Annotated in this window: 24 protein-coding genes and 1 pseudogene; 11 read left to right on the top strand and 14 right to left on the bottom strand. The window is 42.2% G+C overall.

What is annotated here, in order from left to right:
* Positions 1-9: 9 nt before the first annotated feature.
* Positions 10-1698 carry a urocanate hydratase gene (gene hutU / locus L0B17_RS02510; RefSeq protein ID WP_235087345.1) on the bottom strand — a complete coding sequence of 563 codons (1689 nt, stop codon included), beginning with the start codon at positions 1696-1698 and terminating at the stop codon, positions 10-12.
* Positions 1699-1823: 125 nt separating this feature from the next.
* Positions 1824-2531: a histidine utilization repressor gene (gene hutC, locus L0B17_RS02505; protein ID WP_235087343.1), complete on the bottom strand. Its 708-nt coding sequence runs from the start codon at positions 2529-2531 to the stop codon at positions 1824-1826.
* Positions 2532-2664: 133 nt separating this feature from the next.
* Between hutC and hutI the strand changes: the two are divergent.
* A pseudogene (gene hutI / locus L0B17_RS02500) lies at positions 2665-3893 on the top strand (imidazolonepropionase).
* A gap of 70 nt (positions 3894-3963) precedes the next feature.
* Here hutI and L0B17_RS02495 read toward each other — a convergent pair.
* Entirely contained in the window at positions 3964-4413 is a 450-nt protein-coding gene (locus tag L0B17_RS02495) for a dCMP deaminase family protein (protein WP_235087342.1), read from the bottom strand.
* A gap of 431 nt (positions 4414-4844) precedes the next feature.
* Between L0B17_RS02495 and mtnC the strand changes: the two genes are divergently transcribed.
* Positions 4845-5522 carry an acireductone synthase gene (gene mtnC / locus L0B17_RS02490; RefSeq protein ID WP_235087340.1) on the top strand — a complete coding sequence of 226 codons (678 nt, stop codon included), beginning with the start codon at positions 4845-4847 and terminating at the stop codon, positions 5520-5522.
* 39 nt (positions 5523-5561) lie between these two features.
* Here mtnC and L0B17_RS02485 read toward each other — a convergent pair whose 3' ends face one another.
* A complete protein-coding gene (locus L0B17_RS02485) occupies positions 5562-6626 on the bottom strand; it encodes a hypothetical protein (protein ID WP_235087338.1) in 1065 nt (354 codons plus the stop codon).
* Between the two features lie 187 nt (positions 6627-6813).
* On the opposite strand from L0B17_RS02485, the gene L0B17_RS02480 reads away from it, so the two are divergent.
* Positions 6814-7239, top strand: coding sequence for an acyl-CoA thioesterase (locus L0B17_RS02480; RefSeq protein WP_235087337.1), 426 nt, complete (start codon positions 6814-6816; stop codon positions 7237-7239).
* Positions 7240-7251: 12 nt separating this feature from the next.
* Positions 7252-7500, top strand: a complete 249-nt coding sequence (locus tag L0B17_RS02475; protein WP_235087335.1) for a GNAT family N-acetyltransferase — start codon at positions 7252-7254, stop codon at positions 7498-7500.
* Positions 7501-7535: 35 nt separating this feature from the next.
* Here the strand turns inward: L0B17_RS02475 and L0B17_RS02470 are convergent, their stop codons facing one another.
* From L0B17_RS02470 to L0B17_RS02460, 3 genes are all read right to left on the bottom strand, one after another.
* A complete protein-coding gene (locus L0B17_RS02470) occupies positions 7536-7937 on the bottom strand; it encodes an acyl-CoA thioesterase (RefSeq protein WP_235087333.1) in 402 nt (133 codons plus the stop codon).
* 85 nt (positions 7938-8022) lie between these two features.
* Complete coding sequence (locus L0B17_RS02465; protein WP_235087332.1) at positions 8023-8811, bottom strand: lipase family protein; 789 nt, start codon at positions 8809-8811, stop codon at positions 8023-8025.
* 112 nt (positions 8812-8923) lie between these two features.
* A complete protein-coding gene (locus L0B17_RS02460; protein ID WP_235087330.1) occupies positions 8924-9091 on the bottom strand; it encodes a hypothetical protein in 168 nt (55 codons plus the stop codon).
* Positions 9092-9305: 214 nt separating this feature from the next.
* On the opposite strand from L0B17_RS02460, the gene L0B17_RS02455 reads away from it, so the two are divergent.
* Entirely contained in the window at positions 9306-9449 is a 144-nt protein-coding gene (locus L0B17_RS02455; RefSeq protein ID WP_235087329.1) for a hypothetical protein, read from the top strand.
* Here the strand turns inward: L0B17_RS02455 and L0B17_RS02450 are convergent.
* From L0B17_RS02450 to L0B17_RS02430, 5 genes are all read right to left on the bottom strand, one after another.
* Complete coding sequence (locus tag L0B17_RS02450) at positions 9415-10359, bottom strand: hypothetical protein (RefSeq protein WP_235087327.1); 945 nt, start codon at positions 10357-10359, stop codon at positions 9415-9417. The genes L0B17_RS02455 and L0B17_RS02450 overlap by 35 nt on opposite strands.
* Positions 10360-10528: 169 nt before the next feature.
* Positions 10529-12316, bottom strand: a complete 1788-nt coding sequence (locus L0B17_RS02445) for an AMP-dependent synthetase/ligase (RefSeq protein ID WP_235087326.1) — start codon at positions 12314-12316, stop codon at positions 10529-10531.
* Between the two features lie 134 nt (positions 12317-12450).
* On the bottom strand, positions 12451-13779 hold the full coding sequence (locus L0B17_RS02440; RefSeq protein WP_235087325.1) for a hypothetical protein: 1329 nt from the start codon (positions 13777-13779) through the stop codon (positions 12451-12453).
* Positions 13779-14654 carry an ABC transporter ATP-binding protein gene (locus L0B17_RS02435; RefSeq protein WP_235087323.1) on the bottom strand — a complete coding sequence of 292 codons (876 nt, stop codon included), beginning with the start codon at positions 14652-14654 and terminating at the stop codon, positions 13779-13781. The genes L0B17_RS02440 and L0B17_RS02435 overlap by 1 nt, the downstream gene beginning before the upstream one ends.
* 39 nt (positions 14655-14693) lie before the next feature.
* Entirely contained in the window at positions 14694-15068 is a 375-nt protein-coding gene (locus tag L0B17_RS02430; RefSeq protein WP_235087321.1) for a GntR family transcriptional regulator, read from the bottom strand.
* Between the two features lie 93 nt (positions 15069-15161).
* Between L0B17_RS02430 and L0B17_RS02425 the strand changes: the two genes are divergently transcribed.
* The 4 genes from L0B17_RS02425 to L0B17_RS02410 all read left to right on the top strand — a co-directional run bounded on the left by L0B17_RS02425 (position 15162) and on the right by L0B17_RS02410 (position 19042).
* Positions 15162-16856 (top strand): alpha/beta hydrolase, encoded by a 1695-nt coding sequence (locus L0B17_RS02425; RefSeq protein WP_235087319.1) that lies wholly within the window; start codon positions 15162-15164, stop codon positions 16854-16856.
* A 2-nt stretch (positions 16857-16858) separates the two neighbouring features.
* Complete coding sequence (locus tag L0B17_RS02420) at positions 16859-17593, top strand: ABC transporter ATP-binding protein (protein ID WP_235087317.1); 735 nt, start codon at positions 16859-16861, stop codon at positions 17591-17593.
* Positions 17593-18741: an ABC transporter permease gene (locus L0B17_RS02415; RefSeq protein ID WP_235087316.1), complete on the top strand. Its 1149-nt coding sequence runs from the start codon at positions 17593-17595 to the stop codon at positions 18739-18741. Before L0B17_RS02420 ends, L0B17_RS02415 begins: the two co-directional genes overlap by 1 nt.
* Positions 18742-18817: 76 nt before the next feature.
* Positions 18818-19042: a hypothetical protein gene (locus L0B17_RS02410; RefSeq protein WP_235087314.1), complete on the top strand. Its 225-nt coding sequence runs from the start codon at positions 18818-18820 to the stop codon at positions 19040-19042.
* A gap of 69 nt (positions 19043-19111) precedes the next feature.
* Here L0B17_RS02410 and mog read toward each other — a convergent pair whose 3' ends face one another.
* Both mog and L0B17_RS02400 read right to left on the bottom strand, forming a co-directional pair.
* Positions 19112-19645 carry a molybdopterin adenylyltransferase gene (mog, locus tag L0B17_RS02405; RefSeq protein WP_235087312.1) on the bottom strand — a complete coding sequence of 178 codons (534 nt, stop codon included), beginning with the start codon at positions 19643-19645 and terminating at the stop codon, positions 19112-19114.
* Positions 19646-19947: 302 nt separating this feature from the next.
* The gene (locus L0B17_RS02400; RefSeq protein ID WP_235087311.1) at positions 19948-20577 is read right to left on the bottom strand and encodes a TetR/AcrR family transcriptional regulator; all 630 of its coding nucleotides are present in this window, start codon (positions 20575-20577) and stop codon (positions 19948-19950) included.
* A gap of 417 nt (positions 20578-20994) precedes the next feature.
* On the opposite strand from L0B17_RS02400, the gene L0B17_RS02395 reads away from it, so the two are divergent.
* Together L0B17_RS02395 and L0B17_RS02390 are read left to right on the top strand one after the other, a co-directional pair.
* Positions 20995-22230 (top strand): efflux RND transporter periplasmic adaptor subunit, encoded by a 1236-nt coding sequence (locus L0B17_RS02395; RefSeq protein ID WP_235087309.1) that lies wholly within the window; start codon positions 20995-20997, stop codon positions 22228-22230.
* Positions 22231-22241: 11 nt separating this feature from the next.
* Entirely contained in the window at positions 22242-25391 is a 3150-nt protein-coding gene (locus L0B17_RS02390; RefSeq protein ID WP_235087307.1) for an efflux RND transporter permease subunit, read from the top strand.
* Positions 25392-25449: the final 58 nt, after the last annotated feature.

Below are 25449 nucleotides of genomic sequence, written 5' to 3'. Positions count from 1 at the left end.
GCTTAGTCATTATTGTGTTCCTGCCTTGTCACTTGAAATCATAGGTAAATCTAAACCTTGCTCTTTAGCGCAGTTTTTAGCGATATCGTATCCTGCATCAGCATGACGCATCACACCTGTTGCCAGGTCGTTCCATAATACTCGACCTAATCGAGCCGCCGCGTCATCAGTACCGTCAGCAACAATTACCACGCCAGAATGCTGACTAAAGCCCATACCCACACCACCACCATGGTGCAATGACACCCAAGTGGCACCACTAGCCGTGTTTAACAGCGCGTTCATTAATGGCCAATCAGACACTGCATCTGAACCATCAAGCATAGATTCAGTTTCGCGATTTGGACTGGCTACTGAGCCTGAGTCTAAATGGTCACGACCAATAACGATTGGTGCAGATAACTCGCCATTTTTAACCATTTCGTTAAAGGCTAACGCTAAACGAGCACGGTCTTTTAGACCAACCCAGCAAATACGTGCAGGTAAACCTTGGAATGCAATACGCTCACGCGCCATGTCTAACCAATTATGTAAATGAGGATTATCAGGAATAAGCTCTTTTACTTTGGCATCGGTTTTATAAATATCTTCTGGATCACCCGACAAGGCTACCCAGCGGAATGGGCCGATACCTTCACAAAATAAAGGACGCACATAAGCAGGCACAAAGCCAGGGAAGTCAAAGGCATTTTCAACACCTTCATCAAACGCCATTTGACGAATGTTATTACCGTAATCAGTTGTTGCTGCTCCAGCAGCTTGCAATGCCAACATCGCTCTCACTTGAACTGCCATTGACTGTTTAGCCGCTTTTACCACCGCTGCTTCATCTGTTTTACGCATGCTGGCTGCTTGCTCTAATGTCCAGCCTTGAGGTAAATAACCGTTTAATGGGTCATGTGCCGACGTTTGGTCAGTCACCACATCAGGGGTTATGCCACGCTCGACTAGCTCAGTAAATACATCGGCCGCATTACCTAACAAACCGACAGATACAGGCTTGCCACTTTTATTGGCTTCATCAATCATGGCTAATGCTTCATCTAACGTCTTGGCTTTTTTGTCTACATAGCGGGTGCGCATTCTAAAATCGATACGGGTTTCATCCACTTCACAGGTTAATACTGAATAGCCTGCCATCGTGCCTGCAAGCGGCTGAGCACCGCCCATGCCACCTAACCCTCCGGTTAGAATCCACTTACCAGCAGATGAACCACCAAAGTGTTGATTTGCCATGGCGACGAAGGTTTCGTAAGTGCCTTGGACAATGCCCTGCGAGCCAATATAAATCCACGAACCCGCGGTCATTTGGCCATACATAGCCAAACCTTTTTTATCGAGCTCGTTAAAGTGTTCCCAATTAGCCCAATGCGGTACTAGGTTTGAGTTAGCAATAATCACTCGTGGTGCATTACTGTGAGTTTTAAACACACCAACGGGTTTGCCTGATTGCACTAATAAAGTTTCATCATCTTCAAGACGCTGCAGCACTTCAATAATTTTGTCATAGCTTGGCCAGTCTCTTGCTGCACGGCCAATACCACCGTAAACCACCAGATCTTCTGGGCGTTCAGCAACATCTGGGTGTAAGTTGTTCATTAACATCCGCATCGCTGCTTCTGTTAACCAGCTTTTACAGCTGAGTGTGGTGCCATGTGGTGCTATGATGCGGCGGCTTGGGTCATGTCTTTTATCCATACTTTCCTCTTCAACCTGTTCGGTTTGTTTTTTTGTTCTAAATCTTTTTTAGTTGTGTCATCAAAATCATTAACGCTTAGTCGCTGAACCAAATATTGGAGGGTCAACGTTGCTATTTAAAGCGCTTATCGCTTGATGGTTAAATGACCACCTAAGCGGAATTTACTGCCCGGATGGGTAAGTCGTGCAAAACTGACAATGCCTTTACGTGACCATGTTCTGCGTATGATTTGCAAGCATGGTTCAGTGGCTGATATCGCCAATCGTTGTTGAATTTGTTCATTGGCCATAACGGCTTCAATGATGTGTTTTGCTTCTGTTAACGGCGCAACTTCTGATAAATACTCGTGCGGTGTTTGCAGTGCAAAATCCTGTGACAGGTAATCGGGGATTAATGATGGATTAACAAAGCGCTCTTCTACTTGCAGCGGTACTCCATCTTCACAATGCACCAATACGGAATAAAAAACGTTACTGCCAACATCGACACCTAACGCATTGGCTATCTGCTGTGTGCACTCAATTTGACTTAGCTGCAACTGCTTCACACTGTAACCGTGGCCGCGATCTTTAATTTCATCAGCAATGTTACGAATCGCTAACAAAGATGACTGAGATTTAAGCCCCGCAACAAACGTACCTACGCCTTGAGTGCGTTCTAGAACACCGCTTTCAACCAATTCGGTGAGCGATCGTCTTGCGGTCATACGGCTGCAACTAAACATTTCGGTTAGTTGGTTTTCAGAGGGAACTTGATCGTTCTCTTGCCACTCACCAGCTTCTATCTTATTAAGAATGAACTGTTTTATCTGTGCAAACTTCGCTTGTGCCATAACACCTTTGTCTCAAAATTCGTCAGTAAACGGCTTGTCATCACCATACAATCGTCATTAACATTACCTTGTATATACAACCAAAAGCAAGTATTGTTTGATCATTAATAAACTCATCACTATCGAGGCCGCCATGACGTTTGATCACGTTTGGATAGACATTAACATTGCCACCATGGACCCTAACCGAACAGAAAGTTATGGCGCTATTGCTCAAGGTGCGATTGCGGTAAAAGATGGCAAAATAGCCTGGATAGGCCCTCGTGCTGAACTTCCTGAGTTTGATGCCCTAGCCACGCCTATTTACCGTGGTAAAGGTAAATGGATCACCCCTGGTTTAATTGATGCCCACACCCATTTAGTGTTTGCTGGCAGTCGTGCTAATGAGTTTGAACAACGCCTACAAGGTGCAAGTTATCAAGAGATTGCCCAAGCTGGCGGCGGTATTATTTCAACCGTTAAAGCCTGCCGAGAAGCCGATGAAGAAACCTTGTTTGATCTGGGTCGTAAGCGTTTAAATGCACTGGCTAAAGAAGGTGTTACCACAATTGAAATTAAATCAGGTTATGGCTTAGATACCGAAACCGAATTAAAACTCCTTAGGGTTGCGCGTGAACTCGGCGAGCATCATCATATTGATGTGCGCACCACCTTTTGGGCGCCCACGCCATTCCAGCAGAATATAAAAGCCAGCCTGATGCTTATGTCGATTTAGTTATAAATGAGATGTTGCCACAGGTGATAGAGCATAAACTTGCCGATGCGGTTGATGTGTTTTGCGAAGGTATTGCCTTTAATCTTGAACAAACTGAGCGAGTACTAACAGCAGCCAAACAAGCGGGGTTAGCCATAAAACTGCATGCCGAGCAATTGTCTAATATCGGTGGCAGTGAATTAGCCGCCAAACTGGGCGCATTGTCAGTCGACCATATTGAACATTTAGACGAAGCAGGCGTAAAAGCCCTCAGCCAAAGTGGAACTTGCGCGGTATTACTGCCTGGTGCATATTACTTTCTACGTGAAACCAAGCTACCACCTATAGATTTACTGCGTAAATACAAGGTACCAATGGTAATTGCCAGTGATTTCAATCCAGGATCATCACCCATTTGCTCAACTAAATTGATGCTGAATATGGCGTGTACATTATTTAAACTGACCCCTGAAGAAGCGCTAAAAGGCTTGACGATTAATGCCGCCAAAGCATTAGGCATCGACAATAAAGTGGGCAGTTTAGTGGTAGGCAAACAAGCCGATTTCTGTTTGTGGGATATTAGTTCACCAGCAGAGCTTTCCTACACTTTTGGGGTAAACCCTTGCGAGCAAGTCATTAAAGCAGGACAAATCATTCAACACCCATAAATAAAGCAATCTCAACAAACATAGACAATAAAATCGCCCATCAGGGCGATTTTATTTAAGCTCACTCAATTTACTTGTCGACTAACTCATCAAGTGGCAACCAGTTCACTGTTACGCCTGCTTGTAAAAACATATCTTGGCTGATTTTAATTTTCTCTCCCCAACGAGAAAGAAAATCTTCGCTCTGCTCAGGACAGTACACTCCAGTAATACCCGTTTGAATGATTTTTGCTGCACAATTAGGACAAGGAAAATGTGTTACCCAAATATCACAACCATCTAAATCTCGCTTGGCAAACAAAATCGCATTCTCTTCGGCATGCAATGTTTTAAGCAGCTTCATGTCCCGGTCGTCGGTTTCAGCACTGTCTGAAATTCCATGCGGATAACCATTAAAGCCAACAGACACTATGCGATTATGTTTGGTGATCACCGCGCCCACTTGAGTCGACGGGTCTTTGCTCCAAGACCCTACTAACTCGGCCATTTGAAAAAAACGTTTTGCCCACTTTGAAATCATACTAACAGCCCTAAATGAATGACAAATAACAATCTTATTCGATAAAATATCATACCTGATTAATAAATCACGCAACTAAGATGCCTTATCGAATGATACTTCATTACCCCTGATGACTAATGCGTTTTTCTGCGAAGACTTTACCGTAGCAACTTCCCTCATTAAACATACGCTTTAAGCCAGTGCAACATAGCACGTCTTTTAGAATAAACTCGTATAACTTGAGTCAAATTCTGCCTTAAAATGAATCACCTAATTAATCCTAACTTATCTTTTTAGGCTAAACGTACAACTTTCAAACATTTGTTGTGATTGATGATTTACTTACAACAAATCCTCAGCTTAGGGAATGCAATTAAACTAGCCATTAGCAGCAATAAAGCATAGGATCATAGTCAAGTTAATTTGTTTATTTGGAGTCAAAAAACATTATGAGTATTAGAGCCATCATCGTTGATACCGCTGGTACCACTACCGATCTAAACTTTATTCAGGATGTATTATTTCCTTACTCCAAAAAAGCAATGGCTGACTTCCTAGAGCAAAATCAAAGCAATGCATTAGTTGATTATTGTATTAGTGATGTTAAAGATATAGCCCTTGAGCCAGAAGCTGATATTGCCCGTGTAAATGAAATTTTATGCCAATGGATTGATGAAGACCGTAAATTCACCCCCTTAAAAACCTTACAGGGATTGATTTGGAAGCAGGGTTATAATCGCTCAGAATTTAAAGGCCATATTTACCCAGATTTCATCGACAATATTGATCGAATTCTTAATGCTAATCTGCGTATTTATAGTTTTTCATCTGGGTCTGTTGACGCGCAAAAATTACTGTTTAGCCATACAGATTCAGGTGACCTAACCGCTAAATTTAGCGGCCACTTTGATACTCGTACCGGCAATAAATTAGACAAACAAGCGTATAGCAACATTTGTAATACCATCAGCCTAAAGCCCAAACAATTACTGTTTATTTCCGACAAAGTTGAAGAGTTAAAAGCAGCTGAGGCTGCGGGTTTAATGACTTGTCAAATGGTGAGAGGGCCCAGCACCCAAGCCACTAAGTTCAAAACCATTACCACATTTGATGAGCTATCAGTATAAGCAAAAATCCCCCGCACATAAGAATGTGCGGGATAATCATTATTGTTCAGTCACGTTGGCAGGTCTGGGTAACATTCGGCCAAACGTAGCAGACACACAAGGCTTAACCACAAAATCATAGTCATAAAGCGCATTACTATTCTCCGTAATAGCCAATATTTCATAGTCATTTAACTCTACAATATGTGAGTCAACCGACTTTTCACAACGCGAGAAACCATCTGCTTCAAAGGTATACGCAAAAAATGCCACTGCCTTGCGCACCCCAATATAATAATTATGATGAACTTTATTAAAATCAATATCCTGAAGTATATTAACATTAATATTGAAGCCCTCAGACTCTTTATCAAATAGCTTTATATCATCTATCGCACTGCGGTTTTCAATGTCTTTGGTTAGAGGTGGTTGAAGCTGACTCAGTATATCCGCTTCCACATTAATATCTTGCTGATTTAACACCTGAGACACATGACTATCAGGATCTTCGATACTGTCTTCAAGGTCTACTCCTAACAACATCCATAAATGGTAAAGCACAATACAAGATAATATCACTCTGATTAGAAAGGTACTGCGCCGAAAAGTACTATGCTTAAAAAACAGAGGAAGCTTAATGCCAAGTGGTCTCAACATCCATAGTAGTATGAAGTAAGCTGGTGACATGATTTGCACTAAAAATAATACAATTCCGCTAATCGTAATAAACCACGCTGGAATATATAGCAAAATGGCAAAATTATGTGTGTAATTAAAGTGTTGTGCTGGCACGCCAACAACGTCATTGACTACCGCACTAGCATTAGCCAAAGCAAAATTAGCAATAAGAGCATAAAACAATAACAGTACTGCTTTGCCTGCTAAGCTGTGCCACACTTTCTCAAAAATAGGCCAAAACTCTAACAATATAGCGATTAAACTAATCAGGGCAACTAATGCCAATGGTTGCTTAAAAATCAGCAACATAACTGCCACTAAATAGAGTTTTTGCGCAATAGATAATTGATCTCGTAATACAATAAGCTGGCTAATACACTGCTGGAATATTAATTTAGGTATTGAGGTTGCTTTAGGTAATTTAAACGACTTTATTCGTGCAAACATTTATCTCACTCACTTTGACTATCGCGTCAGAATACATACATATAAATAAAGCCATTTAAGTTTATGGCAAAACAATAACATAACGTGTTTTTACACTTGTTGTCAGTATCAATGATTGCTAGATTGGTGGTATATATAAACGATCGTTTAAAAAATTGATACCGACTGCCAATAATAAGGACAAACCATGGAAGACTTTATCGCTGAGCACCCTATTCACACCAGAATTCCGGTCGCATGGGGCGAAATGGATGCTCTACAGCATGTTAATAATGCCGTTTATTTTAGGTATTTCGAAACCGCCAGATTAGATTTTTTTAATCAAATAAACTTACTAGAAGACTTACATAAAACGGGCATCGGCCCAGTGTTAAGTGAAACGAACGCACGCTATAAACGTCCAGTGACCTTTCCTGATACTTTAATTGTTGGCGTGACCATTAGTGATATTCAAGCGGACCGTTTTACCATGCACTACACTGCATTTAGTGAAGCACAACAAGCGATTACCACTCAAGGCTGGGCAAAAGTAGTCATGTTCAACTTTAGAACAGGTAAAAAAGCCGATCTAACAGCGCCCTTACTTGATGCACTAACGCTTTATGCCAAATAATAAGGAAAAAGTATGAATGATATTACTGTAGTTCATCAGCCAGAGCAGCTTCGTTTTATCGTGGGCTCAGCACCAGATCAAGCCATGTTAGAGTATCGTCTAGCCAATAAAACCATCAACTTTCACCATACTTTTGTGCCACCATCAATGCGCGGTAAAGGCGTAGCTGAAAAATTAGTTCGAGCAGGATTAAGCTGGGCGAATGAACAGCAACTGACCACAGAAGCCAGTTGCAGTTACGTTCAAAAATTTCTGCGTTAATGAGTCGCTATCATCCGACTTGCTATCGCAAGAAGTTACCCAGTTAGATCGGCTAATTGAACTTTTACCGCCTCAGACAAGGGCTGGCTTTTCTCGGTTTTATAATCGTAGTGCACCATAGTGGTCTTCGCTTCTGCCGTTTGCTTGCCCTCTTGCCAACAACTTTGAGCGATTTCAAAGCTACTATTACCAATACGACTAATGTGGGTTTTTACCGTGACGGTTTTACCGTAAAATGTCGGCGCATTAAACGCTATGGTAAATCCAGCAATAATCATGTTCCACTTTGATAAATCTTGCCCTGGGTTCACTATTTCAAAAATAGGCTCCCTCGCTGCCTCAAACCACACCGGAAGCACGGTATTATTAATATGCCCTAGAGCGTCGGTTTCACAAAAACGCGGTGTTAAGTCCATTGAAAACTGAGTAACTGACACGGTAATTCCTTATTTTTATTATTGGTAGATTCAATATCGTTACCACCAAACTCAATCTAGCAGTCACAATATTCTAATCAAGTCATCAAACATCATCAAAAAAGTCTTTGTCCCGAATATACTTATGCATGTAATGATATGCAAACGGTGATAGCCACCAGCTGATCATACTTAATAAAAATCGATTTACCGGATGAATATTGTCATAAATTCTTTCATTATGAAGCCACAACATTTTACCCACATGATAATAAATACCCGGTAAAGGCGGTAAAAAGGTCACCATATCAACACCGCAACAAATACGATAAGTCCGTCTATGCAGTAAATATTGCTGCTGAAAACTTTTAAAGCCCGGTGCAGGTTGACCAAATGTCACCACCCGCTTTATGGCTTTGGGAAAGGCTCGCTCTAATCTATCCGCGGCTAGAATAGCCATAGCACCGCCAGATGAATGTCCAGTTAAACTAATACGTTTACCGGATTGAATCAAAGGAGTCAGAATACTATACAATTGTTGATAAAGGCTGATATCAGCCAGATACTCAGGGGCTTTTGGGTTAGCGGCTTGCTCAAGTAAATATTCATATCCTGCATGCACTCGATATTCAGTATCAGCAAAAACTTTGGTTACCGGCCAACACCAGGTGTTAATCCACCACTCATTCACCGTTTGCGAGCCGCGAAATACCACCAGCACTTCCGTTTGATCTTCACGCCACAGAATACGTGCGCAAACATTGCCCCAACGATTCGTAATTTGTTGGTAATTTTCTGCTGAAAAACCGAGCTTTTCTGGCGAAAAGTCAGGTCTATAGGTCACCTTGCATAACACAGCATAACGTTCATATTGATAGCGCTTAAGTTTTTTCAAATCAATGTCGTCAGTAAGCTAGTACTAGCTTCTAGCATAATAAAAACTGATGACAGTTCTGTGATGCTGCATATTTGTAGTTACACTGGTTTGAACTTAGCCAATTTATCCATTAGCTATCTCTGTTACGTTTAGCCAGCTCTTCAGCCGCAACTTCCGCTTGGACTAATTTATAATCTTCAACGCTATTTAATCGATGCTGCACAAAAATATGATATTGCTTACTGTTCAGAATAAATATCGATAATACCGCAGCAGAAGCGGCAACCAACTTAAACATAAACACTCCTACTGAAAAACCATCTATTACAATCAATGGAATTAACAGCACTAACAAAGCGTAAATAAGGAATTTCAATAATTTAACCGCGAAAAATGAACCCAGCACAACCTGAAAATTAACCCAGCAAAAAAATAAAACAACGACAGCAAGTGCTACTAACGTGACTTCTGGGGTTGAGGAAAAATAGAACGACATGATTAACGAGGTTATCATGCCTATTGATACGGTCATTAACAGTGAAGCGATTAAAAACAACACTATCGACCGTATTGGTGGTATTAACCCAACCTCGGAATTGTTTGTGTTCTGCTTATATTCCATCATTCAACAACCATCTCTTGATAAATACCAATAGCCAAATTCCTCACAGTGTCAGAAAATACACTACCAGAAAAACTTACCGCTGCACCTACAGCATCGGTTATTTGTAGCCTAAAAGATGCAGTGATTTGTCTTCCTGAGTATTGTTTAATAACGCCTTTTTTAACCATGTTTTTAAACGCTTTCTTAGATACTCCAGGAATATTCAATCTTAATAACTCTGCACTTAATCTCCTTTGCTCAGGTCGTGATAGCCCTTTTAACAAATCATATGTCGTCTTTCCCGTTTGCGCCTGCATTAACTTAATACTTTTTAACGTGACTGCCGCTGATGCACCCGCACCAGCTAAAGAGACCAAATCAATTGCTGTTGTAGATGCTTGATACCATACTTGATCATCAAGATAATCATTTTGCTCAGGTGCATAAACTTCATTCAACACTCTATAACCACCGTTAGCACATTGAAGTGAACTTGCTGCAGTCGCTCCCAAAGCTAAATATGTTATCGCTGTACTTGTGCCGCCGGTTAATGGAATTGCAACTGAACTCCCTACGACCACAAACCAACCAATCAGTGCTGCACTACAACTTAAAACTGCACCAGTGACCTCACCGACTAATTTAGATTCACGAACTTTGCCTTGGCTTCCTCGCAAATGAGCAGCAAACTCTATTTGACTCATTAACTGTGGCGGCTCCCTTAATACTATTTTAATGGGATTAAGCTGACAAACAGGTTCAAACTTCCTCAACTCAACAATATTATATTGACTATCAATATAAACAATCCCTGCTCCAGAAAGCCCCCATATAGCGTCGATTTTTTTAAAAAGCGTTTCGGTATCAATATTGGCTAATACTTTTTGTTTCAATTGATTATGATAAAAAGCTTGAGTGCTTGATTGAAAAGTCGGTTGTCCATTTACCGTGATTATCCCCATAGTTCCCTCTACGTATCCTGAGTTTGAAATAAAGTATTGTACCCTCCATAGAAATACTGACAATTATCACTAAGTATTAGCTTTTAAAATCAACGCTCAAGAAGCATAAAGGACGCCTAAGCGTCCTTTAATCAATATCTAACAATTAATGACTCAATTAATAGAGGCATTAATACATAGCGTTAATTTCGTTAGCATATTTGTTATAAATATTCTTACGCTTCAGCTTCATAGTCGGGGTAATTAACCCTGACTCCATTGAAAAAGCTTCCGGAAGCAAAGTAAACTTTTTGATTTTCTCAAAGCTGGCAAGCTCATGTTGTAGCTCTTTTAAGCGTTGCTCAAAATGATCGACTACTTGACTGTGGCGCAATAAATCCACAGGGCTTTCAACATTAATACCTTTCTCTTTCGCCCAAATTTCTAATGTTTCAAATGCTGGTACAATTAAGGCCGACACATAGTTTCTAGCATCGGCAATGATCGCCACTTGCTCTACAAACGGGCAGCAACTGACTTTGCCTTCAACACGTTGTGGGGCAATATATTTACCATTAGAGGTCTTCATCAACTCTTTAATGCGATCAGTGATATACAGGTTGCCATTGGCATCTATTACGCCTGCATCACCGGTTTTTAACCAACCCGCTTCAAAAGCCTCAGCGGTATCTTCAGGTCGGTTAAAGTATCCCCGCATGACGGTATCACCGCGCACCAGAATTTCGCTGTTGTGACCGATTTTAATTTCCATTGCATGTAAAGGTTTGCCGTTTGAGCCAGTAACACGATTGCTTAATGTATTGCAGGTTACTGTGGCACAAGTTTCTGTCATGCCGTAACCACATAAAATAGGCACACCAATACTGTGAAAAAAAGCCGTCACATTAACATCAAGGGCTGCGCCGCCGACAGGCATAAACTTCAACCGCCCGCCTAATAGATTTTGCAACTTGCTAAACACAAGTTTATTCGCCAATTTCCACTGCGCAGATAACATCAAGTTTGCAGGTTGGCGACCTTGACTGACTTCAAATTGTCGAGCGCCTACGCCTATTGCCCAATGAAATAATTTTTGGCGTAAAGCGGGCGCAGTATTTACCTTGTCATGTACTGCGCTGTACACTTTTTCAAGAAAACGCGGCACAACACATAAAGTATGTGGTCTTACTGCTGCAATAGCTTGTTTAATTCTATGGGTATCATTTAAATACACATTTCGGCCACCACGACATAACACGTAAAAACTCCAGCCACGCTCAAACACATGACTTAACGGTAAGAATGCTAATGACACATCACCTTCTTTAAAAGCTATCTCGGTATCATGCTGCTCAACCATTGATGCAATATTACGATAATCCAACATCACGCCTTTAGGATCACCTGTTGTACCAGAAGTATAAATGAGGGTTAGCAAGTCATCTAAAGAGGTTTGCGACAAACGCTGTGTGAGTTCTGCTTCGCTAGTGGATGAGGGGACCGAACTTAACAGGGTATCTAAATGAAAATGCTCATCTGAGACCAATGTCACCGCACTGCCGAACACCACAATATGCTCAACACTTGGGCATTGAGCTTGAATTTTACAGGCGGTAGCATATTGGCTTTCATCATCGGCAAAAATGACTTTTGCGCGGGCATCACTGACAATAAAAACCGCTTGTTCCATAGTACTGGTTGGGTAAACCGGCACCACAACATTACGGGCTTTCAGCGAGCCGATATCAGCACAGCTCCACTGTGGACTATTTTGTGCCAAAATGACCACTTTATCTTGTACATGCAAGCCAAAGTCGATCAACAACTGTGCTATTTTACTGGTAATAGTATCAAAGTGTTGCCAAGAAACCGTATTCCAAGGAGCCGCCATTTCAAAACCTTCAAGGGCAACATTATCGCCTAAAGCTTGGCTTTGTTGCTGAAGAAGTCTGACAATATGGTATTTTTCAAGAGACATTTTATTACTACCTTTTTAGCTTACAGCTGTACTGCTTTTGGTTGCATTCTACCTGAAGCAATAATAAACAATAAGAGTTTTTGCTCTACTTAATGAACCGTAGCACATTTTCTAATCTACAGCGTTTATACTTATTAGCTGATGAGCCCATTTTTCCACAGCTGCTTTCGCCCCAAGGTTAATAGTATTATCGCCAATAACAGCAATACTCCATCAGCAACCAACCAATAAACAAGGTTAGCTTGCACCTCAAATGACTCAAAACTTAACGATATAAATACCGAATGGGCAATCATCAATACCATAGACACAGACAGTTGGCTGACACTTCGACTTATTGCTCCAAACCCCAGAGCCATAGCAACGCCCCAACCTGTGGCTAACAATAAGTGAACCACAAAAAGTGTCGATAATCCTTGGCCAAATAGATTTCCGACTAAACACACTAACAACATCACTATTAAAGATAGCCCAACAAATCGATAAGAAGCATCATGAAACGCTTTTTGTAATCCCACTAAACCACTAAAACAAGGGAGTAAAAATAAAGTTTCAGTACTACGCCAACGCTGCAGCCAGGTCCAATGCACTAAACTTGCAGCCATTAGCAATGATTGTCCCACTAAAAATGGTACCGGAAAGTCCCAGTCAAATAAGCTAGATAAAATAAACAAAAATGAGCAGACAAGGATAATAAAGATAAGTAATAGCGCCAGTAATGGCCCGACAAAGAAGTTGATAGGATGCAGTTGACGATTCAGCCAATCAAGTAAAATACTTTGTTTTAGGTTAGGCACCCATACCCAACCCATTTCCATACCATTTAAATAAAGTTGCCTGGCGTTGGCATGCCAACTTAATAAACTCAGCTGCATTCTTGCCGCAACAATCATCACCCCCATCAATACAATTAATAGCACTAAAGGTAACTGCGCAGCGACGTCATCGATAAACACTATGCTAATAAATAACAACATTGAAAATTGAAAACCATGTTGCCAGCGTAAGCTTAAAATCAAAAAACCTAACGCCACAATTGAAGACAGCAACACAGTATTAATACCCTGAGGAGCCAAACACCAACTCAACAGCATCATCAGAATGAAGGACCCTGATAAAATACTGCATGCTTGCACGATAACATTACGTTGATAGCTAGGAATAAGCTGACATATTTCGGTGGCTATTAAGCGGTTTATTTGCCACGTCACCGCCACGACGATTGATACCATAGACATGGACAGCATCATGCTAACGGCATTGGTTTTACCCATATAAGCACTTAAAAGCGCGATTGATAAACCTACTAACGCTGTTAACAAAAAGCTAATGCTACCAATATCGTATCCCCACAAACGCCACATACCTCGATAGCACTGGGGGTTACTAAAATCCGCAAGCTTAACGCCATCTGGAGTAAGCCGCTTACTGGCATTAACAAAGTCATTGATAAAAGCTTTCATCAATGCAGCTCCATAAACAGCTGCTCTAAATTCAAGGATTGCACGCTTATTAACCCAGGGAACTTTTCATTACCCAAGTAATCATCCACCACGATTGTTCGGGTAGCTTGAGTCTCTGTTTGATGCAGCACAATTAAATGTGTCGGAAGCTGTGCATCCGTGCTGACTTTTAACAACTTAACCTGTTCACGTAACGCATCAATTTCTTTAAATAATACTAGTCGACCTTGTTTAATTAACGCCACATGGCTGGCTACGCGCTCTAAATCTGAAGTGATATGCGATGAAAATAATACCGCAGAGCCTGACTCTAACGCTAAATCAAACAAGTCGGTCATAAATTTGCGTCTTGCTATTGGGTCAAGGCTGGCAACCGGCTCATCAAGAATTAACAGTTGTGGGCAATACGCCATCGCCATAATTAATGCTAATGCTTGGCGTTGACCTACCGACAACCTCTGCACCGATTGCGTCGCATCCAAATCGAACCTGACTAGCCAATCTTGTTCTAATTGCATGTCCCAGTCAGGATAAAAGCTGCGATGTAACTCTAACGCACGCTCAACTGTAAATCCTTCGTAACCAAAAGGTTGTTGCGGCACATAGCCAATTTTAGCCTTGGCTTGGGCTGATAACATTAAGGGGGTTTGATTTAAGGTGCTAATTTCGCCTTGATCGATATCAAGTATGCCTAATGCGCAGCGCATTAAAGTCGATTTACCTGCGCCGTTTTGCCCCAATAACCCCACCACCATACCAGGTGTAAGTTGTAATGACAGATTGCTTAACGCCACACGCGCAGCTTGGCTACCTTTAGCAGGGTACGTTTTACTGACGTTTGAAAAGGTAAGTATCGGTGGCACTTCAGGGGTCATTTTAGCTATTCCTTGCTTGTATAATCTAGGTGGATCGGATTACTCTTGCCAATGCTGGCCAATTAGCACTTCTAACTCAGCTAAGCTCACACCTAATTGCTGAGCTTGAGAAATTAAGTCTTTAATTTTAGGTTGTAATAAACTACTACCAGAAGTGGTATGAGTATCTGTACGAGTCGCAACTATCGAAGGTTGTCCACGACGACGCTCTATCCAGCCTTGATCGACTAATTGCTGTACCGCCCGTGATACCGTCATTGGGTTGACCGCTAAAAACTCAGCCATTTGCCTTACTGAAGGTAATACTTCTTCAGCTTGCAACTGTCCGCCCACAATCAAACTCACTATTTGATCATGTAATTGACGATATATCGGTTCGCCGCTGCTGGGGTTGACATTTAATAGTGCTAACATTAGTCTCTAATAACTGTATTAATACATTGATACACTCATACACTTATAGTAAGTTAACACAATCATCTAAAAATGCAAAAAGGAAACGTTGCGATGATCTATAGGAAGTTTGTCAGCAAAGCACTTATCTCAAGGCTAAGCCCAACCGCCTTATGCCAATCGGCAAAACTTGCTCGTCGTGGAACAACTATCGTTATGGCGATGGTTTTTGCCAATGCTAGCTTTGCAACTGAAACAACAAATGATCTCAATATTACCGCGCCCGCTAAAACCAGCGCGTGTTACTTAGACGGTATGTCTGAACAACTGCAATGCGGTAAAATTAGCGTACCGGAGAATCCGCAAAAACCTGACGGCAAGCATATTGATATCCACTTTGCGATATTACCGGCCATTAAAGATACACACCCAAGCGAAGCCTTGTTAGCCATTGCCGGTGGCCCAGGCCAATCAGCAATTGAGCACGCTGCAGGATTTGATAAATTACTCAGTAAAGTTCGCCAGCAACGTGATATTTTGCTTATCGATCAGCGCGGCACCGGTCAATCAAACATCCTTAGCTGCGAAGACAGCGAAGCGATATCTATGTTGGCGTTTGATGACGAAAATATCGATGTGATTGCCGAAACTGAAAAATGTTTAATGCAAATCAAAGCCGATATTACCCAATACGGTAGCGAGACAGCCTTAACCGACTTTGAAGCTGTACGAGCATATTTAGGCTACCAAAAACTACACCTTTATGGCATTTCATACGGCACAAGAATGGCGCAGCTTTATATGCGTCACTACCCTGAAGCACTTGCTACAGTAACACTTGACGGTGTAGTGCCTATGCAACAAAGTGTGTTGGCCATTGGCGGTGCAATTGAACGCGGCTTTGAGTTATTAATGCGTGATTGCGCCAACAACACAGCTTGCCACACCCAATACCCCGATTTACTGGCAGACTTTATTACAGTGAATGAACGCCTTGGTAAGAAAGCCATTACTCAAAACGTGCGCGACCCACAAACCAATGAGCCCAGCACATTATTGCTCACCCGTAGCAAGTTTACCGGTGCCATTAGAATGGGACTGTACGCACCTGCTGTACGCGCATTATTACCCCATGCTATTCATCAAGCAGCAAAACAAGACTATCAAGCTATCTTAGGAATTTATACATTGTCTGCTGATGGCCTTGGGCTAGCGATAGGGATGCATTCCTCAGTAGTGTGCGGTGAAGATATACACCGAATATCCGATCAAATGCGCAAAGATGCTAAAGAATCTTACATCAGCGCAAGCATGATTGAAGGTCTTGAGAAAACCTGTGAAGTGTGGAAAATACCGCCCGTTAAAGACACCTTTAGTGAACCGATTCGCAGCGATTTACCCACATTATTATTATCAGGTGAATTAGACCCTGCAACACCGCCTAATTGGGGGGCGTTAGCACAAGCAGAAATGACTAATGCTAAGCATTTAATCTCACCTTTCGCCACCCATGGTGTTGCGGCTCAAACCTGCGCTAATGATTTAATTGCCGACTTGGTCGACAGCGGTAGTGTTAAAAACCTAGATGCGAGTTGTTTACAAAAAGATATTCGTCGTAGTTTCTACCTCAATGCGAACTCAGTTGAACCTCTCACCATGACCACGCCGTCAAGCGCTGAAGACAATGTGACAGCCACACCAGTGACAGAAAATCCAATCAGTATTGTAGAAGATAGCACAACAAGTCATGTAACTGACAGCGTAATAGATAATTCGACTGACAATGCCACTGGCGCAGATAAGGAATAATCATGATTTCAGTGACCAATTTATCGAAAAAAATCGGTGATGTTCAAGCATTAAACAATCTTAGCTTTAGTGCTCAAGATGGCCATATTACCGGTTTACTCGGCCCTAATGGTGCCGGTAAAACTACCTGTTTACGAACTTTATTTGGCTTATTAAAGCCAGATGAGGGCTATGCTGAAGTAGACGGCATCAACATTGCCGATAACCCTATTGCCGCCAAACAACAGTTAGGCCTATTCCCAGACCCATTTGGTTTATATGAGCGCCTCACCCCGCGCGAATATATTACCTACTTTGCTGAACTAAGCGGTATGTCGCGCAAAGACGCTAAAATCGCCACCGAGAATGTCATCAATCAACTTAACTTAAGTGACATTAGTGACCGACGCTGCAAAGGATTTTCACAGGGGCAACGGATGAAAACAGCGTTAGCGCAGGCCATTGTCCACCAGCCAACTAATATCATTTTAGATGAGCCAACACGCGGTTTAGATGTGATGAGCACCCGTTTATTACGCGATATTTTGGTTGACCTAAAAGCGCGTGGCCACTGCGTATTATTTTCAAGCCATGTCATGCAAGAAGTCGCCGCCCTATGTGATCACGTTATCGTAATGGCCAATGGTCAAGTGGTCGCTACAGGCAGCCCTGATGAGCTGTGCCAACAAACGGGAGAAACTTCACTAGAAGAAGCCTTCATTAAACTTATCGGAACTGACGAAGGGATCGCAGCATAATGAATAAACTCATCGCAATGGTGCGCAAAGAACTCATTGATGCCGCACGTGACAAACGCTCGGTAATGGCTGGATTGTATTACGCCATCGGCACACCTTTACTGATGTGTGCCATGTTCATGGTGCTAATTGGTCAGTTGACCAGCCCAGAAGATTTAAACATCACCATTAATAAAGCAGACAACGCCCCAGATCTCGTCCGTTATTTAGGCAGAAAAGGCATTAACCAGGCAGACTTAACCACTGAGGCAGACGCAGATGTAAAGGCGATAATCTTAACCATCAGTGACGATTACGCCGCTAATATGGCCAAAGCAAAACCTGCTGAAGTGATATTAGAAGCAGATAACTCTAACGAGAAACTGCAAAAATCTATCCGTCGTTTGCAGCTTGAACTACAAGCCTATAACTCAGAAATGGGCAGCCTACGCTTAATTGCTCGCGGTATTAACCCGCAAGTCATGCAACCATTAAAAGTGAATATGAAAGATCAAGCCACCCCAGATTCAAAAGGCGGCATGATTTTGGGCATCGCTATTTTCACTATGATTTACTCGGTATTTATTTCGGGTATGAATTTAGCCATCGACACCAGTGCCGGTGAGCGTGAGCGTAATTCATTAGCGTTAATGCTCAGCCACCCTATCAGCACTCGTCAGCTTGTATTAGGTAAGGTCATTGCGGTAACGACCTTTGCCTTGCTCGGTTTAGTGCTTATTTTGCTTATATCCAAAGTGGCCTACACCTTTGTGCCATGGCAAGAGCTGGGCTTTAGCATCAATATCTCCACCGAGTTTATGAAACTGATGTTTGCCATTGGTATACCTGTGGCCTTAATGGCATCAAGCTTACAATTGTTTGTGTCATTTATGGCTAAGTCTTTCAAAGAAGCCCAATCGTATTTAACCATGGTGCTGTTTGTACCACTGGCGCTATCAATTGCAGCCAGTTACAACATAGCCCCTGATGCATTGCAGTGGTTGCCAGTGTCTGGCCAGCAGCAAGCATTAATGGACTTTATTAAAGGCAAAGATATCCCGATGCTGCAACTCGCGGTGTCTTCTATCACCACATTAGCAATCTCTATCGGCTTAATACTGGGTATGGAAAAAATGCTTAAAAGTGAGAAAGTAGTATTTGGTCTATAACCTTTATGGCTTACTCGATCCTTAGCATTCATCGCTAAGGATCGAGTTATTAAAACTTGAAACTAAGGCGCTAAACATGGAAAGCGATTTTGCAATAATTACCCTAGTGCTGATTATCGTTATTGGTACTACGGCCACAGAAATGTTTAAGTATTATATGAAACACAAGCAAAATTTAGACACAAGTAGCGTGGCAGAACTTAAGTCACAAAACCAAGCGTTAGTAGAACGAGTGCAAGTGTTAGAAAGGTTAGTGACCGACAGTGACTTTGAATTAAAGCAGCAGTTTAAACAGCTTTGATGAACAATAAGCATGATGGCTTTAAAAGGGTATTAGTTTATTAAGTATCAGTCTAATACCCTGCTATCACTATTTTGCTTTCGGCCTAAACGGTTTAATCACCGCCTCATCACACTCTAAAAACGGCCCTTCCATTAAATCGATACAGTATGGAATAGCGGGAAATACTGCATCTAAGCATTCGCGAATAGATTTAGGCTTACCGGGTAAATTAACGATTAATGAATCACCACGCAGGCCAGCCGTTTGACGAGAAAGAATCGCGGTTGGCACGAACTTTAATGACTCAGCACGCATTAGCTCACCGAAGCCTGGCATCATTCTATCGCACACCGCTTCTGTAGCTTCTGGCGTAACATCACGTTTTGCTGGGCCTGTGCCTCCTGTGGTTACAATTAAACAGCAGCCTTGGTTATCAGCCATATCAATTAAAGTTGCTTCAATAACATCCCGCTCGTCGGGAATAACTTGATAAACAGGTTCCCACTGCGAAGTTAAATACTCATTGAGTACGTCAATAATGGCTTTGCCAGATAAATCTTCATAAATGCCTGCACTGGCACGATCGCTTACTGTAACAATACCGATTTTTGCTTTACTCATGCTATTTCTTCCCTCGTGTGGGTAAAATTAATACTTAAAAATATACTGCTAATTTAACAAAAAAAGCTATGTTCACAAAATCTTAAACTGATACCTTGATCACTAAATGGCTATTTGAGTTGTGCCTATCTCACTGTCAGCTATATATGCTAGCAAGCATATAAGTGCCTGTATAACAGTGAAATTGAAGTAACCTGGCAAAGAATTAACATGAAGGGTTAAAACAAAAAATTAATCTGATGACAGTTTCAAATTGATAAGGCAGTTAGGGACTGATACGCACCTTTGACCGCCGCCATTGTTTATTCACAGACAGGATTAACATACTGGGTTAACACACAGTCGACAGCCATTTGCGCCACTTTGATTAACGCATCAACATTTGCCTCTTCTGACGCCTGCACCGACATCCCCTGCAACAACACCGCCATTAAGCTAGCGAGGTCTTCAGGACAACACTCTTCCTTTAATTCGCCCTGTCTTTTTGCGGTTTCAAATCGCGCGGCTAAATTTTGATTATGCAGTGCTTTACGTTCAAGAATAGCCTGCTTAACTGACTGACTAGCTTCACTGCAAGATAAAGTGCTGTTAACCAACGCACACCCTTGCGGATGATTTTTATCAGTAAACTGCATAGCAGCACCGAGTAATAATCCCTTAACTACATCACCAATATGATCACATTGAAATGCCTGATTAAAGAATGATCCCGGTCGATTTTCATATAAATCAATCGCCTTTAAGAACAATTGCTCTTTATTGCCGAACGCGGCATAAAGACTCGGCTTTTTAATTCCCATCGCGGCAGTAAGCTCGCTTAAAGACGCCCCTTCATAACCATTACGCCAAAATACATCCAATGCTTGCGCTAAAGCAAAATCAATATCAAATCCACGAGGACGTCCGACACAAGCTGCCTTAATTTCTGTCATAATATACCCTCTTTAAATTGATTAATTGTTAATGATTAATAACTTAACCAAACACGGAAAAATAATCAGCACACTTTACCATAACGTCTGACTTTGGCTCAAAGTCAGAATGACTTAACTCTAACGAATTACGGTGTATTTTGACCCCTGTCACAAACCAATAAAGTCCTTAATGTACCAAGCTTGACTCAAGCCACCTAATACTCACCCGTCCAGTACCAGATTACGCCATCAAAAATAGCATATCTTATGAAATATTTTAATACCTACCGGTATAGATTTAATTGACAGGTGTATATTAATCTATATATTACCGTTCGGTACAGATTATTTTTTACCTTTCGGTACAATTTAACTCTCAAACAACAAAAGCAACACGCTAGATGACATTAAAGCCATTGTTGAAAGGACAATTACATGAACAGATTTACATCAATTCTACCCATACTGATAGTGAGCCTAACCGCATTGCTATTAATCGCATGTGGTAATGAATCGCCTCAACAACAAACGATGCCACCAGCAGCTATGGAAGTGGATGTTGCCAATGTGATCAATGAGCGTATTACCGAATGGGACCAGTTTACCGGTCACTTACAAGCACCAGAAAAAGTCACCTTAGTACCTCGAGTGTCGGGATACATTGAGTCAGTAAATTTTAAAGAAGGTACCCTAGTTAATAAAGGTGATGTGTTATTTACTATCGACTCGAAAGTATTTGTTGCTGAAGCTGAGCGCTTACAGGCTGAGTTAACCAGTGCCATATCCGCCAATGAGTTAGCTAAAAACGATTTTGAACGTGCTAATAAATTATTTAATCAGCAGGCGGTATCAGAAGAGTTAATTGACACTCGTCGCAGTAACTTACACCAAACTGCTGCTGCGGTTGCATCAGTAAAAGCGGCGTTAACGCGCGCGACGCTAAATGTAGAATACACCCAGGTCACAGCGCCAATATCTGGCCGAGTATCTTACGCCAATGAAACAGCCGGTAACTATGTTACTGCCGGACAAACTCAGCTAACCAGTTTAGTGTCGACCGCTAATATGCATGCCTATTTTGATGTCGACGAACAAACCTACCTTAAATATTCTTCATTAGCGATTGAGAACAAGCGTAAAGACCCACGAGCTGAAAACAACACCGTACTTATGGCGCTGGCTAATCAAACCGAATTCACTTACCAAGGTGTTATCGACTTTGTCGATAATGCGGTTAATCAGCAAACCGGCACTATCCGTGTGCGCGCTTCATTTGAAAATTCAGACAATCGCTTATTACCTGGTTTATTTGCCCGCATCAGTATTGCAGGCAGTGCCTCATATCAAGGTATTTTAATCGACGACAAAGCCATTTTCACTGATTTAAATAACAAGTTTGTGTTAGTGGTTAATGCTCAAAATACCCTTGAATATCGAAGCATTACCTTAGGTGAAAAAATTCATGGCTTACGTATTGTGACGGCTGGTTTACAGCCAGAAGACACTATTGTAGTTAACAGCCTACAAAAGGTTCGTCCCAACGTCACTATCACGCCAAAACTGACCGAAATGGCTGATAGCAGTCAAATTGAAGCTCTACATCAAGCACAGCGACTACTTGATATTCAGCCACTCACAGCACGTGTTGCTGATGACGCTAGTCAAGGCTAAGGAATCACACCATGTTGTCTCAATTTTTTATTAAAAGACCGATTTTTGCCGCGGTTTTATCGCTGCTGTTTTTTATTTCGGGCGCACTCGCAGTTTGGCAATTACCGATCACCGAATACCCTGAAGTCGTTCCACCAACGGTAGTGGTGACGGCAAGCTACCCTGGTGCTAACCCAAAAGTTATCGCTGAAACCGTTGCGTCGCCACTAGAGCAAGAAATTAATGGCGTTGAGAACATGCTATACATGTCATCTCAAGCTACCTCTGATGGCCGCATGACATTAACCGTCACCTTTGCCATTGGCAGTGATGTTGATCTAGCTCAATCTCAGGTGCAAAGCCGAGTGGAGCGCGCTAAACCACGGTTACCACAAGCAGTGCAAAGGTTAGGTATTGTCACCGAAAAGTCATCACCTGACTTAACCATGGTGGTGCATTTAACTTCTCCTGATAATCGTTATGACATGTTGTACCTGTCTAACTATGCGGTATTAAAAGTAAAAGATGAGCTCGCGCGGATTGAAGGAGTGGGCGCAGTAAGAGTATTTGGCGCTGGCGATTACAGCATGCGTGTCTGGCTAAACCCTAACAAAGTGGCCGCTATTGGTTTGTCACCTAATGATGTAGTTGCCGCAATACGCGAACAAAACCAACAAGCTGCGGCCGGTAGCTTAGGTGCGCAGCCGAGTGGCGACAGTGATTTTCAGCTACTTATTAATGTTAAGGGCCGTTTAGCCAACGTTGAAGAGTTTGAGCAAATCATTGTTAAGGTAGGCGAACAAGGTCAAATTACCCGCTTAAAAGATATTGCTCGGGTTGAATTAGGCGCGTCAACTTACGCCCTACGCTCAATGTTAGATAATCAAGACGCTGCGGCATTACCTGTGTTTCAAGCTTCTGGCTCTAACGCGATTCAAATATCTGATGATGTGCGCCTTAAAATGGCAGAGCTTTCTAAGTCATTCCCTGACGGCTTAGCCTACGATATCGTCTACGACCCCACTGTATTCGTGCGCGGTTCAATTAAAGCGGTAGTACAAACACTGCTTGAAGCTTTATTGCTGGTTGTGCTTGTGGTGGTACTGTTTTTACAAACCTGGCGCGCATCTATCATTCCATTAGTGGCTGTGCCGGTATCGCTTGTGGGTACATTTGCCTTTATGCACCTAATGGGCTTCTCACTGAATGCCTTGTCGCTGTTTGGCTTAGTACTCGCTATTGGTATCGTGGTCGATGATGCCATTGTGGTAGTTGAAAACGTTGAACGAAATATTTCTGATGGTTTATCGCCTGTTGCTGCTACTCAAAAAGCAATGAAAGAAGTGACTGGCCCAATTGTTGCCACCACCTTGGTACTGGCTGCAGTCTTTATTCCAACCGCCTTTATGTCGGGTTTAACCGGACAGTTTTATAAGCAGTTCGCACTCACCATTACCATTTCAACCTTTATTTCGGCGATTAACTCATTAACCCTAAGCCCTGCGTTATCGGCATTATTGCTTAAAGGTCATCACGAGAAAAAGGACGCGCTAACCCGCGGTATGGATAAATTGCTTGGAGGCTGGTTATTTAATCCGTTTAATCGCCTGTTTGCGCGTATGTCTAATGGTTATGGCTGGTTAGTTAAAAAAATCATTCGCTTTGGTGCTGTAGTTGGCATCCTATATATCGGTTTAGTGGGCTTAACGGGCTTGCAGTTTGCCAACACTCCAACTGGGTATGTACCTGGCCAAGATAAACAGTATCTTATTGCTTTTGCTCAGCTGCCTGACGCCGCATCGTTAGACCGCACTGAAGCCGTGGTAAAAGAAATGTCACGTATTGCTTTGGCACAACCTGGTGTTGCCCACGCTGTCGCCTTTCCTGGCTTAAGCATTAACGGTTTTACCAACAGTACTAATAGTGCCATTGTGTTTACCCCATTAGATAGTTTTGATGACCGTAAAGATCCATCGCTATCAGCAGAGGCTATAGCCGCTGCGTTAAATCAGCAATTTGCAGCCATTGACGGCGCATTTATTGCGATTTTCCCACCGCCGCCGGTACAAGGCTTAGGCACTATTGGTGGCTTTAGATTACAAATTCAAGACCGGGCTAACTACGGTTATGAAGAGTTGTATAAAGTGACCATGCAAGTGATGCAAAAAGCCTGGGCAACACCAGAACTTGCTGGAGTATTCTCAAGTTATCAAGTTAACGTGCCACAACTTGAAGTGAATATTGACCGCACTAAAGCTAAGCAGCAATCGGTGTCGTTAGACGAGTTGTTCGCTACTTTACAGGGATATATGGGGTCGGTTTACGCCAACGACTTCAACCAGTTTGGCCGTACTTATCAAGTAAATGTGCAGGCGGATGAGCAGTTTAGGCAAACACCGGAACAAATCGCCCAACTAAAGGTGCGTAATAACCAGGGTGAAATGGTGCCAATTGGATCATTTATTAATGTCACCAACTCATCAGGCCCAGACCGAGTGATGCATTATAACGGCTTTACCACTGCCGAGCTTAACGGCGGTGCCGCACCTGGATTCAGTAGCGGTGAAGCACAAGCTGCAATTGAAAAGATTTTAGCTGAAACCTTACCTAATGGCATGACGTACGAGTGGACTGAGATCACCTACCAACAAATTTTGGCGGGTAATGCGGGCGCGTATATTTACCCATTAATTATCTTATTAGTGTTTATGGTATTAGCCGCGCAATATGAAAGCTTAAGCTTACCTTTAGCTATCATTCTGATTATTCCTATGACGTTGTTGTCCGCATTAACAGGAGTACTGATTTACGGTGGAGACAACAACATCTTTACCCAGATTGGGTTAATTGTACTGGTGGGGCTGGCAACCAAAAATGCCATTCTTATTGTTGAATTTGCCAAAGAGTTACAAGACGATGGTATGGAACCGTTAGAGGCAATACTTGAAGCGGGTCGCTTACGTTTACGCCCAATTTTAATGACCTCGATAGCGTTCATTATGGGTGTGGTGCCTATGGTATTCTCAAGCGGACCAGGCTCAGAAATGCGTCAAGCCATGGGGGTGGCGGTATTTTCTGGCATGATTGGGGTGACTATTTTTGGTTTAATACTCACACCATTATTTTATTATGCTCTCGCTAAACGCGGTAAAAGTAAAACAGCATCAGTTGACGAACTTTAGGAGCCCCCTGGGTAAACTGGGTCATAGATAATAAAAAACCGCTAACATTGTTAGCGGT

Origin of the sequence: Shewanella sp. OMA3-2, from assembly GCF_021513195.1 — a bacterium.
In the GTDB taxonomy this organism is placed as follows: Bacteria; Pseudomonadota; Gammaproteobacteria; order Enterobacterales; family Shewanellaceae; genus Shewanella.
Note: the sequence above shows the minus strand (reverse complement) of the source record. Positions and strands in the feature narration are given on the sequence as shown.

Excerpts from the sequence above, each read along its gene's own strand:
- L0B17_RS02480 (WP_235087337.1), top strand. The coding sequence starts at position 6,814 with ATGGAAGACTTTATCGCTGAGCACCCTATTCACACCAGAATTCCGGTC.
- L0B17_RS02390 (WP_235087307.1), top strand. The coding sequence starts at position 22,242 with ATGTTGTCTCAATTTTTTATTAAAAGACCGATTTTTGCCGCGGTTTTA.
- L0B17_RS02420 (WP_235087317.1), top strand. The coding sequence starts at position 16,859 with ATGATTTCAGTGACCAATTTATCGAAAAAAATCGGTGATGTTCAAGCA.
- mtnC (WP_235087340.1), top strand. The coding sequence starts at position 4,845 with ATGAGTATTAGAGCCATCATCGTTGATACCGCTGGTACCACTACCGAT.
- L0B17_RS02415 (WP_235087316.1), top strand. The coding sequence starts at position 17,593 with ATGAATAAACTCATCGCAATGGTGCGCAAAGAACTCATTGATGCCGCA.
- hutC (WP_235087343.1), bottom strand. The coding sequence starts at position 2,531 with ATGGCACAAGCGAAGTTTGCACAGATAAAACAGTTCATTCTTAATAAG.
- L0B17_RS02445 (WP_235087326.1), bottom strand. The coding sequence starts at position 12,316 with ATGTCTCTTGAAAAATACCATATTGTCAGACTTCTTCAGCAACAAAGC.
- L0B17_RS02475 (WP_235087335.1), top strand. The coding sequence starts at position 7,252 with ATGAATGATATTACTGTAGTTCATCAGCCAGAGCAGCTTCGTTTTATC.
- L0B17_RS02450 (WP_235087327.1), bottom strand. The coding sequence starts at position 10,359 with ATGGGGATAATCACGGTAAATGGACAACCGACTTTTCAATCAAGCACT.
- L0B17_RS02410 (WP_235087314.1), top strand. The coding sequence starts at position 18,818 with ATGGAAAGCGATTTTGCAATAATTACCCTAGTGCTGATTATCGTTATT.
- L0B17_RS02485 (WP_235087338.1), bottom strand. The coding sequence starts at position 6,626 with ATGTTTGCACGAATAAAGTCGTTTAAATTACCTAAAGCAACCTCAATA.
- L0B17_RS02430 (WP_235087321.1), bottom strand. The coding sequence starts at position 15,068 with ATGTTAGCACTATTAAATGTCAACCCCAGCAGCGGCGAACCGATATAT.
- mog (WP_235087312.1), bottom strand. The coding sequence starts at position 19,645 with ATGAGTAAAGCAAAAATCGGTATTGTTACAGTAAGCGATCGTGCCAGT.
- L0B17_RS02435 (WP_235087323.1), bottom strand. The coding sequence starts at position 14,654 with ATGACCCCTGAAGTGCCACCGATACTTACCTTTTCAAACGTCAGTAAA.
- L0B17_RS02400 (WP_235087311.1), bottom strand. The coding sequence starts at position 20,577 with ATGACAGAAATTAAGGCAGCTTGTGTCGGACGTCCTCGTGGATTTGAT.
- L0B17_RS02440 (WP_235087325.1), bottom strand. The coding sequence starts at position 13,779 with ATGAAAGCTTTTATCAATGACTTTGTTAATGCCAGTAAGCGGCTTACT.
- L0B17_RS02395 (WP_235087309.1), top strand. The coding sequence starts at position 20,995 with ATGAACAGATTTACATCAATTCTACCCATACTGATAGTGAGCCTAACC.
- hutU (WP_235087345.1), bottom strand. The coding sequence starts at position 1,698 with ATGGATAAAAGACATGACCCAAGCCGCCGCATCATAGCACCACATGGC.
- L0B17_RS02460 (WP_235087330.1), bottom strand. The coding sequence starts at position 9,091 with ATGTTTAAGTTGGTTGCCGCTTCTGCTGCGGTATTATCGATATTTATT.
- L0B17_RS02495 (WP_235087342.1), bottom strand. The coding sequence starts at position 4,413 with ATGATTTCAAAGTGGGCAAAACGTTTTTTTCAAATGGCCGAGTTAGTA.
- L0B17_RS02455 (WP_235087329.1), top strand. The coding sequence starts at position 9,306 with ATGCCTATTGATACGGTCATTAACAGTGAAGCGATTAAAAACAACACT.
- L0B17_RS02425 (WP_235087319.1), top strand. The coding sequence starts at position 15,162 with ATGATCTATAGGAAGTTTGTCAGCAAAGCACTTATCTCAAGGCTAAGC.